Genomic DNA, 14,778 nt, shown 5'->3' with positions numbered 1-14,778 from the left:
CAGAGAACAAAGGAAAAATAGGAAACTGACGACACATCGCAGATGTTAGACAGTTTATCTTTTTTACACAGTTCTCCGCCCGTATTCAGTTCAGTGAATACAAGGAGCCCATCCTTTCTTTCTTGATTTTAAAATTAAATATTTCACAGAACAATTAGCCCGAGTTTGACTATAACTCAGATACTCTGCCTTTCTGTAGTTCCTAGTTTACCAATGAATCTAAAAATGCATACAGTTTTGCATTCATTTCAGAATAATCGTTTCCACGTAATTCTTCTGGTGTTTGAACAAAAGGCAACTTTTCACTTTGCTCTCTTAATTTCTCCTCACCATCCGCAACAATCAATAATTCTACTGCGTCTGGATCAAATTCCAAATGAGCCTGAAAGGCATAATGTTTCGGACTGAAGCGAATAATTTGGCGTGGACAACCTTGACTGGTCGCCAAGACGACAGCTTCATCTGTCAGTCCTGGCATATCACCGTGCCAGTGGCCGGTTTCTATGTTTTTTCCGAACAAGCTGACATGAGGATCTGTTAGACCTTGCATCGTCAATGTCACAGGATAAACGCCGATCTCGCGCTCTGGACTATGTTCATACTTCGCACCATAGGCGACAGATAGGAGTTGCGCACCAAGACAGACACCAACAATATAGATATCTGCAGCAATCGCTTCTTTCATAAAAGCAAGCTCAGCCTTTGGATCATAGTATGGGAAGTTTTCTCTATCCTCATCAGGTGATTGAGGACCACCCATGACAATCAGAAAATCAATCCCGTCAATTGTTTCAGGAAGAGGTTTTTTTTCATAAACCTTTGTTGATGTAATTTGATGACCTCGTTCTATAGCCCATTTTAGATATGCGCCTGGAACCTCAAATGTCTCATGTAAAATAAAGTGAACTCTCATGACATTACAATTCAGCAAGAATCGCTTTCAGCAAGCCTTTGAAGTCGCCTTTGACACGTTCAGTCACTTCTACAACCTCTTCGTGATTGAGTTCTTCTTGGAAACCAGCAGCATGGTTCGTAATACATGAAATACCGAGAACTTTCAAGCCTGAGTGGGCAGCCACAATCACTTCAGGAACAGTGGACATACCAACTGCATCTGCTCCCAGTGTCTTATAGGCACGGATTTCTGCTGGAGTTTCATAAGTCGGACCTGTTACACCAATATAGACACCTTCATCAAGCTTGATACCAAGTTTCTTAGCCACTTCATGGGCAGTAGCACGGTATTCTGGTGTGTAGGCTTTAGACATATCAGGGAAACGTGGACCAAAGTCATCCAAGTTTTCACCCATCAATGGATTTTGACCTGTCATGTTGATATGGTCTGAGATAGCCATCAAAGTACCAGGACCATAGCCAATACCACCAGCTGCATTGGTTACAATAACACCTTCACATCCGAGTACTTTCATCACACGAACTGGGAAAGTCACGACCTCAAGAGGATTGCCTTCGTAGAAATGGAAGCGTCCTTGAAGAGCCAAGACCTTGCGCCCTGAAAGTTCACCATATACCAATTTCCCAGCGTGTCCGACGACTGTAGAGCGACCCCAGTTTGGAATGTCTGCATAGTCTACTACAACTGGATTTTCGATTTCTTCTGCCAATTCTCCAAGTCCTGATCCAAGGATTAGACCGAACTCAGGCGCTTGGATTCCCTTGTCTTTCAGGAAAGCAGCTGTTTCCTTGATTTTATCTAAAAATGTCATTGTGTGTCTCCTTTATTATTTTTTAACATTTGACCGATTTTGTCAAAGGTTTTGGCATTGCGAATGGTGATGTTGCGATAGAAAGGCATCTTGAGCAAGTACTTGTGATAGGCAGTTGCATAGTAAGATTCTTCAGAGAATTTCCCCCAGAAAATCCCAAGTCTTCCAAAATGAACCACTTCATCTTTCAGTTCCAAACTGTTCACTTTCTCGATGACTTGATCCACATCCAAGTTCTCCGTGTAGAAGAGCACATCTTTTCGAGCCAAGTCTTTGGACCACCAATCTGGCAGATTCTCCAGCTCTGCTTCATAGTCTTCCTGACTCAGCAAGGAAAAGCTCTGAATAAATGGATAATGGACTTCAAAGAAAGTCTCTAACTTTTCAACCAATTGGGCTTTGTCATCTGTCGAAGTAAAGAAAATATTGCCACTGTTGATGTAGGTTTCAACTTTTTCCAGTCCCAACTTTGTCAATTCTTGACGAAGCTCCGCCATGACAACCTTATTCTTCCCACCGACATTAATGCCCCTTACCAGTAAAGCATATCGCGTCATCTTATACCAATTTATCTAAGAAACTTTCACCAATCATGGCAGTTTCAACACCAAAGTTATCCGCAACTGTTGCTGAGATATCTGCAAAATGTCCAACTGGAATGACACCATTTCCTTTAAAGGAAGGACTGTAAGCCAAAAGTGGAATATATTCGCGAGTGTGGTCTGTTCCTGCATAGGTTGGGTCATTTCCATGGTCCGCAGTAATCAAAAGAAGGTCATTTTCTCTCATTGCTGCGATAATTTCAGGCAAGCGCTCATCAAACTCATGCAAGCAATCACGGTAACCATGAGCATTGCGGCGGTGTCCATAAAGGGCATCAAAGTCAACTAAGTTTGTGAAAGAGAATCCTTTTTCAAACTCAGCAAGTCCCATGGTCTTCAATAATGTATCAATTCCGTGGCTGTTTGACTTGTTGTGACCCATGTCGTGGTTGATACCAGCGCCGTTAAAGATATCGTTGATTTTACCAACAGCGTAAGTATCGATACCTGCTTCGTTCAATTTATCCAAAACGGTTGGTGCAAATGGAGAAACGGCTAAGTCACGACGATTTGCTGTACGAGTGAAGTTTCCTGGCTCACCAACATATGGACGGGCAATGATACGACCTAGAAGAGCAGGACGCTCAAGGGTAATCGAACGAGCGTATTCACAGATACGGTACAATTCATCCAAAGGAATGATGTCTTCGTGGGCAGCAATCTGCAAAACAGGGTCAGCTGAAGTATAGATAATCAACTCCCCAGTTTTCATCTGACGTGGTCCGAAATCATCGATAACAGCTGTTCCTGAGTATGGTTTGTTGGCTTCACGAATGACCTTGCGTCCTGAAAATTCTTCGATCTTTGTCAGGATTTCTTCTGGGAATCCGTTCCAGAAAGTATCGAAAGGCTCGGTAATGTTGAGTCCCATGATTTCCCAGTGACCAGTCATGGTGTCCTTACCTAGAGATACTTCTTCCAATTTTGTTGCATAACCTGTTGGATTGCTTTCAGCTGGTACAGTCTTAAGCGGCGTTTCGCGAGGAATATTTCCTAGACCGATTTTAGCCATGTTTGGTACATTCAAACCAACGGTTTTTGAAATGTGTCCCAGTGTGTCAGAAGCTCCGTCTGGAACCCCTGCATTGACAAAGTTATTGGCATCTGGCGCAGCACCGATTCCTACAGAATCCAGTACCACCAAGTGAATACGATTAAATTTTGACATAGTGTATCTCCTTATTATGTTGATTAGTTTGCTTTTGTTGAAGTTAAAATCTGAACCCCGTCTCGTCCAGCAACGATGACCTTATCCACCATTTGGTTGAACAAGCCATGCTCAACGACACCAACGACATGGTCCAATTCTTGTCCGAAGGCAATTGGATCTTCAATGACATCCAAGGCTAGATCAATGATAAAGTTCTGCATATCGGTCACAAAACGTTGGCCGTCTTTTTCACGGAAACTTGGTTTGTAGCCAGCTCGCTCAAACCGACGAAAGACCTGTTCTGCACCATACTGAACCACTTCTACAGGCAATTTAAAAGCACCTAGTTTCTCTACCAGTTTGCTTTCGTCAACCACCCAAATGTATTCTTTTGAGGGCGTTGCGACAACCTTCTCCATCAGAAGGGCACCACCACCACCTTTGATCCCGTTAAACTGGCTATCTACTTCATCCGCCCCGTCAACCGTCACATCGACAAAGTCCACTTGATCAATCGACTTGAGCGGGATATTAAGACCTTCGGCCTGTTTACTAGTAACACTGGAAGTCGTTACAGCAGTAATCTGCAAACCTTCTTCCTTAATCCGACGACCGATTTCTTCTACGAAATAGTAGGCAGTAGAACCAGTTCCCAGACCGACTACCATGCCATCCTTGACAAACTCAGCTGCCTTGATACCTGCCATTTTCTTCAGATTTTCCACTCAAACACCTCCATTAAAGAGCTATTTTTATTATAACATGTATCCGTTTTTATTTCATGGATACACTGGAAAAACCCGAACATTTTTATTTCGGGTTTTTATGTCCTATTTAACCATGTCAGGATCGTAATCATAGAATCCTGTGTCCAGGAAACGGTTTTTAGGGTGTAACTTGCGCACTTCCTCATCTAACAAGAAGGCTTGGTCATGGCTGAATTTGCCCTCTTGAATCAAGCTGCGTGCTTGAATAAAGAGTTTAGCAATTTCTACAAAATTCTGACCAGGTGTGTAGAGCCCCTCTAGCTTCCAGTGAGTAAAACCATGCTCCACCAATTCTGTTAATTTGGTCATCAAATCAAGGTCGTTATTTGCAAAGATGTGGGTACCATGATTGTCTTCAAAGATAGAGTAATGGCTCTCTGGATCACTTGGTTCAGCCAAGAAGAGGTCACGCTTACGCGTCTTTTCATCATCGATGTGCGTGAAGTTATAGTAGTTTTGCAAGAGCGGACGCTTAGAATGGTGAATGACACTAGCCCCATAAACCAATACTTCAGCAGGAATTTCCAAAATCTCTGGCATCTTGAAGAGTTCAGCAGATGGAATTTCACGCGCCAAAACCGCCTCAGATGCGCCAGCCTTTTGACCCCAGAAGTTAATCTGACGACTGCTTGTCACCATAGTTGAAGCATCGTAGATGGTCTTAAAGGAATAGCCATCACGATTGACCACGTAAAAGACACCTGCATCCCCAACTGTGATGTAGTCTGTCTTAATTTCTTCCAAGAAGTCTAGGAAAGGCTTGATACGGTCCATCATATCTTGATGCATGAGGGCATTAACCGCGACAATCAGTTCCTTGCCTGCTTCATGAACGAGATTTGCGATGGTGCGTAACTCTTCATAACTAAAGGTCGTTGGCAGACGAAGGCCAAAATCTTTCTCACCGACGTAGATACGGTCTACACCAGCTTCGAGTAGTTGTTCAACTTGTTCAATACTTTCAGCAGTTGCTGTAATGATAATCTTTTCCATAAGAAAAATTATACCACATTTCTCAAAAATCAGCTATGGTTACTGAGAGTTTCACAAAAAGTTAAACTTGTTTCTATCTTTCCCAATCAAAAAAGTGAACAGTAACTTGTACCATTCACTCTATTTTATGCATGTGTTTCTTCAACTAGGTGGCCATCGTTCATGACATAAATACGATCAACCTTATCAAGAAGACGAGTGTCATGCGTAATCATAACAACTCCTCTACCTTGTTCATGGGCAATGGCAGCCAGCATCTCCGTTACTTGGTAGGCACGCTCAGTGTCAAGACTGGCTGTCGGCTCATCTGCAAGCACAATGCTTGGATTGTTATAGAGCGCTCTAGCAATCGCGGCACGCTGACGTTCGCCACCCGATAGAGCTTTGGGATAATGATTTTGAACTTTTTCCAAATCCAACAAGTCAAACAGCTCTTTTCGGTCACTTTTACTATTTTTTCCCTTATCTAGTCTGTCTATCAAATCCAGCTGTTCCTTGACCGTTAGAAAAGGAATTAAGTTTGAAGCCTGGAGAATGAAACCAAACTCTCTAAAACGGAGATCTGTTTTTTCCTTCTCCGTCAAACTGCCTGTTTCCTTCCCTTTGACTAGAATCTTTCCACTCGATGCTTCCTGAAGTTGTCCTAGAGTTGTTAGAAAGGTCGTCTTTCCAGAGCCAGAGGGCCCAACGATAGCTACGAACTCTCCCGCATTTAGCTGAAAATTCGTCTCATGCAGGGCTACGACTTTCATCTTTCCTTCCCCGTAAGTTTTTGTCACTTGATTCATTTCTATCAATGTTGTCATACTATTCTCCTTATCACTCTGCAATCGCAGTAATCGGGTCCACCTTTAGCAAGCGTGGAAGTGAAATGACACCACCTAGAAGGGCCATCAAGGAAATTACCAAACTTAGGACAGAATAGGCTATCCAACTTGGATAGAAAAAGAAGGTAGCTGGTAAGACTAAAATGACTCCTCCGATTGCCAGCAAGGCTAAAGCAATCCCCATACCAGCTAGGAGGAAGATTTGACAGAACAGAGACCATACAATGGTTTTGATCTGTATCCCTTGAGCTCGCATTATTCCATAAAGACCTAGTTTTTGGATGGTAATGATATAAACAAAAATCCCCACAATCAGGCCTGTGATAACAATCATAGCGAGAATCATTCCTGAAAATACATTAACCTGAGGTGTGTAACCAGGAATTTTCGAAATCATTTTTGGAATGGAAATCTGTTTCAGTCCGTCGCCAGTCACTTCTATGTCATTTTTCAATACCAAGGCAGAGATGAAACGATTGGCTTTCAAGGTTCCTTGTAAGGTCCAATAAGTTGTCAGGCTCGTAAAGACAACAGGCTCGGTGAAAAATTTATTTCCTTGAGTCAGGCCTACAATCTTGTAACTTGAATCGCTTCCATTGAGCTGAATGGCATCGCCTAGCTTCATCCCATAGTTCTCAAAAGACTGGTCCACGACAACCTCATCATCTCCTTCAGGATAACGACCTTCCGTCAAACTAGGAGAGATAAAAGCGTCCCAGTCTTGAGCAAAAATGGAAACATTGACCTTTTCACTACCATCGACTAGATTGGTTACAGCGAACATATAGCCCAGGGGAGCAGCCTCTTCAGAACTCTTATCCTTGTAGTCCTTTTCAGGAATAAAGGATGCTGTCAAATTATCATTTGCGTAGTCGGATAAAACGACACCCGTTGCTTGCCAATTATCAATAGCGGCCCGGTTGTTTCGCACAAGACCGAGAGCTAGACTGGTCATAAAAAAGACCATAAAAGCGATAAGAAAAATGGTCGTTAAGATCAAACTATATCGAAGTTTGTTTCGTAATATCTCTTTGATAGCAAGATACATGCTTATCTCCTTTAACATTTCCCAGAGGTAGCAAGAATGCCACCCAGTCCAATAGACAGAATCTCTGTCTTATCATCCATTCAAAACAACTCCTATCAATACTCTTCAAAAGTATTCAGGTAGCAACTTAACAAATCATCTTAGGAAAAAGCCTCAGCTTGCTATCAATTTATATAAGTTATCCTTACCTTTCTCAGTATATTTATAATATAGAAAGTTAGGTCATCTGTTTTTAAGTGTAACATCCATGCTATCATTTTCTCTAGTGGGTGTCAAGAAGAGCGACTTAGAGGATGATAAGAGACTTTAGTGTTTTTGTAACAATCCTGTAATAATTCTCTGCATAAAAAATGATAAAATAGTTATGTACTGTTAAGGAGAGAATCATGTCCGCAAGAAAACTAGAAGCTTATGAGTTTGAACAAGCTCCCGAATCGAAACAAACTCCGCTTTACCAAGATTACACACCAGAAGCCCCAGTCGGCCCTAACCTAAAAGAGATTTTATTTTTTGTAAATATCGCTTGTTTCTGTATTTTTATGGCACTTTTTAGTTTTATCTTTTTAGCCTTAAAATTGAACACAGCTTTATCATTTGTTGCTGCAATGGGTCTTAGTTTCGCCCTTTTACAACTTCAAAGAAAGATAATCAAACGAAAATTTTCAAAATAAAGGTTGGTACTACTACCAGCCTCTTTTCTAGTTATCAAAAAAGACAGTTATCTAACTGTCTTTTTATTTATTCTTACGTTTTGAAGGAGATTGGATAGCGATTTTAACTTCAAAAATTGTTCCTCTAGGTTTGTTATCTTTGACGCTAATCGTTCCTCGTAAGGCATCTACGATCTGCTTGGCCAAAGATAATCCAAGACCAAAGCCACCTTTCTGGCGGGTTCTCGCCTTGTCTACACGGTAAAATCGATCAAAGATTTTCTTCTTATCAGTAGCTGAGATTCCAATTCCATTATCCGTTACTGTTAGATAGAGGTGGCGATCTGTAGCATGGACTACAAACTCAATTTTCCCATCTTCTTCAGTATACTTGATGGCATTGTCAAATAAGATGGTCATGAGCTGTTTTAAGAGCAACTGATCGGTCATGAAGGGACGATAAATCCGATTTTCATACTCAAAAATACGATCATTTTCAGAAGCAATCAACTCATAGTTAGCAAAGGTCGTCTTAAAGAACTGTGGTGATACTTCTGCTATTTCTGGTTTGATTCCATCATCGCGACGTGCAAGGTTGAGAAGATTGGTCGTGAGGAAGCGCATGTTGCGAACTTCTTCAAGACTCGAAGCGATACTTTCGCTGGATTCCATAATCGTTGCCTCTGGTTTTCGAAAGAGATTTTCTAAACGATTTTGTAAAACGGCCAAAGGCGTTCTCAGTTCGTGACTGGCATTTTCAACAAAGGACTTCTGCTTTTGCATACTTTCCAGCAAAGGTTTGACACTGACACGTGCCAAGTAAACACTGGCAATTAAAGACAGGAGCCAGAAACTAGCCATGACTACAACAATTAAATGCTCGTGGTTTTGGCTGATTTGCTCGAGCTGGCTGGTATTGATTAAAACCGCCGCATATTTGACGTTGCTTGATACGGAGGAAGAATTGGTTTCCATCAAAATCATCCGGTAGGTTTCTTCCTGACCGTAGCTATTGACAACTTGGATTTGACGAATGTGATTCAACTCTTTCTTGTCCAGCTTAATCTTATCCAATCCTAAAAAGCGATTGCCCAGTAAGAGTTGGTTAAAATCCTTGTCAAAGAGCAAGACTTCCGTGTTGGAGCTGACATTGGGTTTGATTTCAGCCTTGCTGGCATCCGCTGTTGCTGGTTGAATATCCTTGACTTCCTCAGTTGCCCGATTCAGGGCTAACTGGATAACCGCTTGGGGACTACTACTAAGGGCTTGTAGTTTTTCATCTACAGAAGTGTAGAGACTCGAGTGCATGACCTGGAGGATAATCAAGGTCATAGCAGAGAAGATCAGGGTGAACACTCCAAAGTTTCGAATGAAATAGCTGAAATCATCTGCATACCATGTTTTTTTTAGTTTATTGAACATCTTTTAAAATATACCCGACACTACGCAAGGTTTGAAGATTTTCAGCAAAGGCTGTTCCCTTCAATTTCTTACGAACTTTTGAGACATAGACTTCTACAACGGAAATCGTCGTATCGCTATCAAACCCCCATAGACGGTCAAAAATTTGCGTCTTGGGAAGAATGACATTTTGATTTTGAAGGAAATAAACCAATAACTCAAACTCTTTTCCGAGTAGTTCCACAGGCGTGTCTTCCACCTTCACTTCATTCGTTGAAAGGTTGACGACAATATCTCCATAGGTCAAGGTGTTTTCGTTGAACTTACCTGAACGCTTGAGAAGGGCTTGGATCCGCATTTTGAGTTCTTCTAGATAGAAAGGTTTGGTGAGGTAGTCATCCGCTCCCAACTCAAAACCATGTCCCTTGTCATCCAAACTTTCCTTAGCGGTCATGATAAGGACTGGTGTCGTGATTCCTTTCTCACGCAATTCTTTCAGAACTTGGAAGCCATTTTTTTCAGGCAACATCAGGTCAAGCAAAATCAAGTCATAGACGCCACTTTCAGCTTCGTAGAGACCTTCTTCTCCATCAAAAACCTGCATGACATCTGCAAAATCATCTAAAAAGTCAAATACTGAGTTTGACAACCCTAAGTCGTCTTCTACTAGTAAAATCTTAATCATCTTGTTCTCCTCCTGCTATAAGATACTAATCAGCTTCATCTAAGGTTATTATAAAATAAAGAATTTTTGTATCATTTTTTGGATCTTAGTATAATTCTTTAATTATTATATCATGGCTTTAACAAATGGATTAAGATTTTGTAGTGTTTTCTTCATTATTTTGGTTAGAATTGATATCCTTGGCCTTCGTACTTCCATCTGCATTGGCTGGTTTCTTCTTAGAATTGCTACCGCCTTCTTGATTATTATTTCCTTGCGGCGGCTGTCCACCGTGACTTTGCATATTATTGCCATCTTGATTATCTTGCTGGGTTTTCGATGTTTGAACGGTCGACTGCTGATTTGTTGATTTTTGAGTCAAAGAACCGAATATATAACCACCAAGCAAGCCGACCACTAAAGAACCACTTGCTACTACTGATAGCCTCCACTTGGTGCTTTTTTCTACAACAATCATTTTCTCTTTATTCATTCTATATTTTTCTTTCTTTCTGCTTTAAGTTTCTGTGAAAAAATGAAGAAGCTCTACTTCATAAATTCACCACATCCTTTCTTTAGGCTACATACATCTTAATTATTTTTTCTTAAAGAATACTAAAAGATGAGAAAATTCTTAGAAAAATAATAGAAAATTTATCCAAAATATTTTTTTAAAATACGACCGTATCGTCTCAGTAAAAGATAATCCGCTATTGCTGGGGATAGAAGGTTTAATGTTGTAAAAATCTTTGTACCTTGTCCCATCAAAATCACTCTTTTACGAGATTTTATACCTTTAAGTAAAGCTTGGGTTACTTGATTTGTACTTGATATAGAGATCCCCATTTCTCTCCAAACTGGATGATAAGGCTTTTCTGATGGTGTGTCTGCTGCATTGGGGCAAAAATAAGTTATATGCATCTTTTTCTGCTCCTGTATTAATTCTCGGTTCATTGATTCGATAAAAGAAAAAAGTCCGGCGCGGCTCGCCACATCTACACTATAATAGGGGAAGGCCAGCCTACCATCTGCAAAACCTCCTGAATGCACAATGGTTGCTCCTTTTTGATTTTTTAACAAAGGTAAAAAATGTTTGCTGACAAGGATAGCCCCTATTAGGTTAATCGTCATAGTTTGATTGATCTCCTCCTCAGAGTGAGATAATAAAGATTTTCGTACATCAAATCCCGTTGCATTAATAACAATATCTATATTACCCGACCACTTTTGAACTTCAGACACTGCAACTTTAATAGAAGTTTCATTCGTTATATCTACTGAGCAAATCGGAATCTTGGAAGCAATATTCTCAGAAAAACTGGCTAATTTATTCATATTGCGACCTAAAAGAAATAAATGAGCACCTGCTTGAAAAAAAGCTTGTGTATAGGCTTGTCCCAAATTTCCACTGGCACCAATAATAACGACTCTTTTATTCTTAAAATAATTGTCACCCATAACATACTACCTCATTAGTGAACCTTTTGTGATAGGTTTAATATAACAAGCCCCACAATAACTAAAGCAATTCCCAAGAGACTTGCGAACGTTACTTTTTCATGAAAAAGCAAAATAGATAGCACAGTTGTTCCAACCAAACCAACACCAGACCAAATAGCATAGACTAGATTTAGTTGTATGCCTTTCAAAGACAAAGATAGAAAGAAAAAACACAAGCCATACAAAACTAAAGCAAGAATCCCAAAAAGCATTTTCGAAAAACCTTGCGACAGTTTTAACAGACTTGTGGCAGCTATTTCAGATACAATAGCAAGAGTTAAATAAACGTAAGACATCATTGTCCTCCTAGAATCAATAGAATTGAAAAGCTAGTCGGAAAACAATTGATTTAGCGATGAGTGGAAGCGAAGCAGGTCCAAAGTGTACAAGCATTAGCTAAAATCATAGACTTGATCTTTGAATTCTTGTAAACAGGAATCTTTTTTCGTCCACATAACTCATCTAAAGAGATCTGATAAAAATCAGCTAAGCGAATCAAACTATGACTATCTATAATTGTTTTATCATTTTCCCAATTTGAGATAGTTTGACGAGTCGTCCCCAGACATTCTGCTATTTGATTCTGACTGTAGCCATTTTGTTCTCTAAATAATTTTAATTGTTTTCCTAACATCTGCATTTCCTCTTTATATTATTCTTTTCTTCACGAATTGGCTAGACGAAATTCTTTAACATCCTATACAATTCTAGGTAAAATTTCTTTGACATTGCTATTATAACACGATTTTCAGGATGGACACTTTATACTGACTTCCAAAAAACAGCAGATTGCAAGATCCGCTGTTTTTTATCTATTACTTACTTGCTTTCAAAACCTTTTCTACTGCTGCTTTTTCACGCTTAATCAAATCAACACGCGCTGCAATTTCCTTGATTCCCATACCGATATTACGGCTAAGCGCAAGGTCAGAAAGTTGCGGTTCAAAGAATTCCTTGTACTCTGCCAAGCGTTGCTCTGTCTTAAATACGTGGGCAGGTAGGATAACAAAGCTATCAAAGCTCATATCCCCACCAAGAGCTGCCTTGATCCAATCCCAGTTTTCACGCGCCCAAGACCAAGATGTTCCCTGAGTTTTTTGATGAGCTAGGAACTGGTAATACCAAGCAGACAAGTCTTGTGGTTTCACGACAAATTTGTCCTTCCATGAACTAATCAGGGTTTGGATATTGTCGGCATCTGTACTGTATGCAAGAGCCGCTGACAGCTGACGTTTGAAGACCGCATCCGTCGCATGAGTATATAGGTCCAGATAGGTTGCGACCAAGTCTTTGGTCTCATGGTGTTTCATTTCATTGATGAGAACTTGAGCACGAATTGCTGCTGGAAGTCCTGCAAGATTATCCTTGTGAGCTGCAAAGATTTGGCTAGCAACTTGACTAGCTTCTGCATCATTAGAGCGAATCATCATAGAAACGGCCAACTGACGAACCAATTCATCTTCATCTGATTCCCCGTCTTTGGCTTCAAAGCCAAGACGGTCATAGTTGTGACGAGCCAATTTAGCAACGAGTGTATTAAAGGCTTTCTCAGTTTCTGTTCCTTCATCGATAAAGCGCTCAAGGGCAGCAATCACTTGAGAAACAGCTGAAACGACAAGGTAAGATTCTTCCTTAGCAAGTTTATCAAGGACTGGGAGCAAGTCTGCATAAGAAATGTGCCCTGCTTCAGCAAGCAAACGACGTTCTTGAACGATTTGTAGTTTGCTTGTATTATCAAGTGTTTCTAGCTCAGCAAGAACAGCTTCTAACAAGTCTCCTTGATAGTCTGTAATATAGTGGGCAGTATTTTCAGTATTGAGACGAAGAGCTCCTTCATTTTCAGCAAGAAGAGCTGCGTAGCCAGAGATTTCGATACTTTCAGTTTCGAGTGTATCTGGCAAACCTTTCCAGTTGCTGTTGAGTGGCACCACCCAGAGGCGGTTCTTGTCTTCGTGCTCACCGATGAAGAATTGTTTTTGCGAAATCTTCAAGACATCATTTTCAACTTTGACAGTGAGAACTGGATAACCAGGCTGTTCCAACCAAGAATCCATGAAGGCTGCAACATCACGTCCTGATGCTTGACCAAGGGCATTCCAAAGGTCACGACCAATGGTGTTGCTGTATTGGTGTTTTTCAAAGTAAGCATGCAAACCTTTAGCAAAATCCGCATCACCTAGCCAACGGCGAAGCATGTGCATGAGACGGCTTCCTTTGGCATAGACGATAGCGCCATCAAAGAGTGTATTAATTTCATCTGGGTGTTTGACTTCGACGTGGACAGACTGAACACCATCCGTCGCATCGCGTTCAAGAGCGTGAGGTACTCCACCTGTTTGGAAGTCTTCAAAGATATTCCAACTTGGCTCGATGGCATCCACACAGACGTATTCCATCATGTTTGCGAAGCTTTCATTGAGCCAAAGGTCATCCCACCATTTCATAGTAACGAGGTTACCAAACCATTGGTGGGCCAACTCATGTGCCACAACAAGAGCAACTTGTTGACGACTGGCAAAGGTTGAGTTTTCATCTACAACCAAGCAAACTTCACGGTAAGTGACAAGACCCCAGTTTTCCATAGCACCAGCTGAGAAGTCAGGCAGGGCGATGTGAAGTGATTGAGGAATTGGGTACTTAACTCCATAGTAATCTTCGTAAAACTCGATTGAGCGAACAGCGATGTCTAATGAGAAATCAAGGTTAGATAGTGGATGGGCTTTGGTTGAGTAAACACCTACGAGGGTACCGTTTTTAGTTTTAGCCGTTACCCCTTGCAAATCACCTGCAACAAAAGCTAATAAGTAAGAAGACATGCGAGGTGTTGTCTCAAACTTCCAGATGCCTGTTTCCTTACGGTTTTCCACATCAATCTCAGGCATGTTTGACAAGGCCACTTCACCTTCTGCTTGGTCAAAACGGAGAGCGAGGTCAAAAGTTGCTTTGGCTTCAGGCTCATCCACACATGGGAAGGCTTCACGCGCAAAATGGCTTTCAAACTGAGTAGACAAGACTTCCTTCTTGATACCATCAACTGTGTAGTAAGAAGGGTAAATCCCTGTCATGTTGTCTGTAATTTTTCCTGAAAAAGCAATGACCAATTCAACTTGACCAGCCTCAGCCAATTCGATATGAAGGGCTTCATTGTCATGGTCAACTGTAAATGGACGAGCTTGACCCGCAACTTCTACAGAAGCGATTTCCAAGTCTTTTTGGTGAAGGGAAATACGGTCACTCTGTGCTTGACCAGTGATGGTCACCTTCCCAGAAAAGGTCTTGGTCTCACGACTCAAGTCTAAAAATAAATCATAGTGTTCAGGAACAAATTGCGTAATAAAATGTTCTACTGCTTGCATAGTTTTCTCCTATTCTAAGTTTAAGAGCTAGAGCTCTTCTTCAAACAAACTTATTATATCATGTTTTGCTTTAGAAAAAAGGATTGGACGGTA

16 protein-coding genes are annotated in these 14,778 nt (G+C 40.9%); 1 reads left to right on the top strand and 15 read right to left on the bottom strand.

Features of this window, described 5'->3' with window-relative positions; translation table 11 throughout:
- Positions 1–202: 202 nt before the first annotated feature.
- From BWR56_RS03790 to BWR56_RS03755, 8 genes are all read right to left on the bottom strand, one after another.
- The gene (locus tag BWR56_RS03790) at positions 203–913 is read right to left on the bottom strand and encodes a type 1 glutamine amidotransferase (protein WP_049505716.1); all 711 of its coding nucleotides are present in this window, start codon (positions 911–913) and stop codon (positions 203–205) included.
- A gap of 4 nt (positions 914–917) precedes the next feature.
- Positions 918–1,727: a purine-nucleoside phosphorylase gene (locus BWR56_RS03785; RefSeq protein WP_049505715.1), complete on the bottom strand. Its 810-nt coding sequence runs from the start codon at positions 1,725–1,727 to the stop codon at positions 918–920.
- Positions 1,724–2,284, bottom strand: coding sequence for a DUF1697 domain-containing protein (locus tag BWR56_RS03780; protein WP_049505714.1), 561 nt, complete (start codon positions 2,282–2,284; stop codon positions 1,724–1,726). The genes BWR56_RS03785 and BWR56_RS03780 overlap by 4 nt, the downstream gene beginning before the upstream one ends.
- Before the next feature lies 1 nt (position 2,285).
- A complete protein-coding gene (locus BWR56_RS03775) occupies positions 2,286–3,497 on the bottom strand; it encodes a phosphopentomutase (protein ID WP_049505713.1) in 1,212 nt (403 codons plus the stop codon).
- A gap of 23 nt (positions 3,498–3,520) precedes the next feature.
- Positions 3,521–4,204: a ribose-5-phosphate isomerase RpiA gene (gene rpiA / locus BWR56_RS03770; protein ID WP_049505712.1), complete on the bottom strand. Its 684-nt coding sequence runs from the start codon at positions 4,202–4,204 to the stop codon at positions 3,521–3,523.
- 105 nt (positions 4,205–4,309) lie between these two features.
- Positions 4,310–5,239: a peptidase U32 family protein gene (locus tag BWR56_RS03765; RefSeq protein ID WP_076984487.1), complete on the bottom strand. Its 930-nt coding sequence runs from the start codon at positions 5,237–5,239 to the stop codon at positions 4,310–4,312.
- Between the two features lie 125 nt (positions 5,240–5,364).
- Positions 5,365–6,045, bottom strand: coding sequence for an ABC transporter ATP-binding protein (locus tag BWR56_RS03760; protein WP_000209231.1), 681 nt, complete (start codon positions 6,043–6,045; stop codon positions 5,365–5,367).
- A 13-nt stretch (positions 6,046–6,058) separates the two neighbouring features.
- The gene (locus BWR56_RS03755) at positions 6,059–7,114 is read right to left on the bottom strand and encodes an ABC transporter permease (protein ID WP_049505710.1); all 1,056 of its coding nucleotides are present in this window, start codon (positions 7,112–7,114) and stop codon (positions 6,059–6,061) included.
- Positions 7,115–7,500: 386 nt separating this feature from the next.
- On the opposite strand from BWR56_RS03755, the gene BWR56_RS03750 reads away from it, so the two are divergent.
- A complete protein-coding gene (locus tag BWR56_RS03750) occupies positions 7,501–7,785 on the top strand; it encodes a DUF3270 domain-containing protein (RefSeq protein WP_049479726.1) in 285 nt (94 codons plus the stop codon).
- Positions 7,786–7,848: 63 nt separating this feature from the next.
- Here the strand turns inward: BWR56_RS03750 and BWR56_RS03745 are convergent, their stop codons facing one another.
- The 7 genes from BWR56_RS03745 to BWR56_RS03715 all read right to left on the bottom strand — a co-directional run bounded on the left by BWR56_RS03745 (position 7,849) and on the right by BWR56_RS03715 (position 14,685).
- On the bottom strand, positions 7,849–9,186 hold the full coding sequence (locus tag BWR56_RS03745; RefSeq protein WP_049505709.1) for a sensor histidine kinase: 1,338 nt from the start codon (positions 9,184–9,186) through the stop codon (positions 7,849–7,851).
- Positions 9,176–9,850, bottom strand: a complete 675-nt coding sequence (gene ciaR / locus BWR56_RS03740) for a two-component system response regulator CiaR (RefSeq protein ID WP_000590630.1) — start codon at positions 9,848–9,850, stop codon at positions 9,176–9,178. Before ciaR ends, BWR56_RS03745 begins: the two co-directional genes overlap by 11 nt.
- Positions 9,851–9,980: 130 nt before the next feature.
- Positions 9,981–10,322, bottom strand: a complete 342-nt coding sequence (locus BWR56_RS03735; RefSeq protein ID WP_049505708.1) for a hypothetical protein — start codon at positions 10,320–10,322, stop codon at positions 9,981–9,983.
- A 161-nt stretch (positions 10,323–10,483) separates the two neighbouring features.
- Positions 10,484–11,287 (bottom strand): SDR family NAD(P)-dependent oxidoreductase, encoded by an 804-nt coding sequence (locus tag BWR56_RS03730; protein ID WP_000502736.1) that lies wholly within the window; start codon positions 11,285–11,287, stop codon positions 10,484–10,486.
- A 14-nt stretch (positions 11,288–11,301) separates the two neighbouring features.
- Complete coding sequence (locus BWR56_RS03725; RefSeq protein WP_009013481.1) at positions 11,302–11,628, bottom strand: DMT family transporter; 327 nt, start codon at positions 11,626–11,628, stop codon at positions 11,302–11,304.
- Positions 11,629–11,678: 50 nt separating this feature from the next.
- Positions 11,679–11,963 (bottom strand): helix-turn-helix domain-containing protein, encoded by a 285-nt coding sequence (locus BWR56_RS03720; protein ID WP_049505707.1) that lies wholly within the window; start codon positions 11,961–11,963, stop codon positions 11,679–11,681.
- Between the two features lie 181 nt (positions 11,964–12,144).
- Entirely contained in the window at positions 12,145–14,685 is a 2,541-nt protein-coding gene (locus BWR56_RS03715) for a M1 family metallopeptidase (protein ID WP_071850860.1), read from the bottom strand.
- Between the last annotated feature and the right edge of the window lie 93 nt (positions 14,686–14,778).

This window comes from Streptococcus oralis (genome assembly GCF_001983955.1).
Taxonomy (GTDB): domain Bacteria; phylum Bacillota; class Bacilli; order Lactobacillales; family Streptococcaceae; genus Streptococcus; species Streptococcus jiangnanensis.
This window is presented reverse-complemented; position numbering and strand designations above follow the sequence as displayed.

What these genes read in the sequence shown, in the direction of transcription:
- BWR56_RS03790 (WP_049505716.1), bottom strand. Translation starts at nt 913, where the DNA reads ATGAGAGTTCACTTTATTTTACATGAGACATTTGAGGTTCCAGGCGCA.
- BWR56_RS03785 (WP_049505715.1), bottom strand. Translation starts at nt 1,727, where the DNA reads ATGACATTTTTAGATAAAATCAAGGAAACAGCTGCTTTCCTGAAAGAC.
- BWR56_RS03780 (WP_049505714.1), bottom strand. Translation starts at nt 2,284, where the DNA reads ATGACGCGATATGCTTTACTGGTAAGGGGCATTAATGTCGGTGGGAAG.
- BWR56_RS03775 (WP_049505713.1), bottom strand. Translation starts at nt 3,497, where the DNA reads ATGTCAAAATTTAATCGTATTCACTTGGTGGTACTGGATTCTGTAGGA.
- BWR56_RS03765 (WP_076984487.1), bottom strand. Translation starts at nt 5,239, where the DNA reads ATGGAAAAGATTATCATTACAGCAACTGCTGAAAGTATTGAACAAGTT.
- BWR56_RS03760 (WP_000209231.1), bottom strand. Translation starts at nt 6,045, where the DNA reads ATGACAACATTGATAGAAATGAATCAAGTGACAAAAACTTACGGGGAA.
- BWR56_RS03755 (WP_049505710.1), bottom strand. Translation starts at nt 7,114, where the DNA reads ATGTATCTTGCTATCAAAGAGATATTACGAAACAAACTTCGATATAGT.
- BWR56_RS03750 (WP_049479726.1), top strand. Translation starts at nt 7,501, where the DNA reads ATGTCCGCAAGAAAACTAGAAGCTTATGAGTTTGAACAAGCTCCCGAA.
- BWR56_RS03745 (WP_049505709.1), bottom strand. Translation starts at nt 9,186, where the DNA reads ATGTTCAATAAACTAAAAAAAACATGGTATGCAGATGATTTCAGCTAT.
- ciaR (WP_000590630.1), bottom strand. Translation starts at nt 9,850, where the DNA reads ATGATTAAGATTTTACTAGTAGAAGACGACTTAGGGTTGTCAAACTCA.
- BWR56_RS03735 (WP_049505708.1), bottom strand. Translation starts at nt 10,322, where the DNA reads ATGAATAAAGAGAAAATGATTGTTGTAGAAAAAAGCACCAAGTGGAGG.
- BWR56_RS03730 (WP_000502736.1), bottom strand. Translation starts at nt 11,287, where the DNA reads ATGGGTGACAATTATTTTAAGAATAAAAGAGTCGTTATTATTGGTGCC.
- BWR56_RS03725 (WP_009013481.1), bottom strand. Translation starts at nt 11,628, where the DNA reads ATGATGTCTTACGTTTATTTAACTCTTGCTATTGTATCTGAAATAGCT.
- BWR56_RS03720 (WP_049505707.1), bottom strand. Translation starts at nt 11,963, where the DNA reads ATGTTAGGAAAACAATTAAAATTATTTAGAGAACAAAATGGCTACAGT.
- BWR56_RS03715 (WP_071850860.1), bottom strand. Translation starts at nt 14,685, where the DNA reads ATGCAAGCAGTAGAACATTTTATTACGCAATTTGTTCCTGAACACTAT.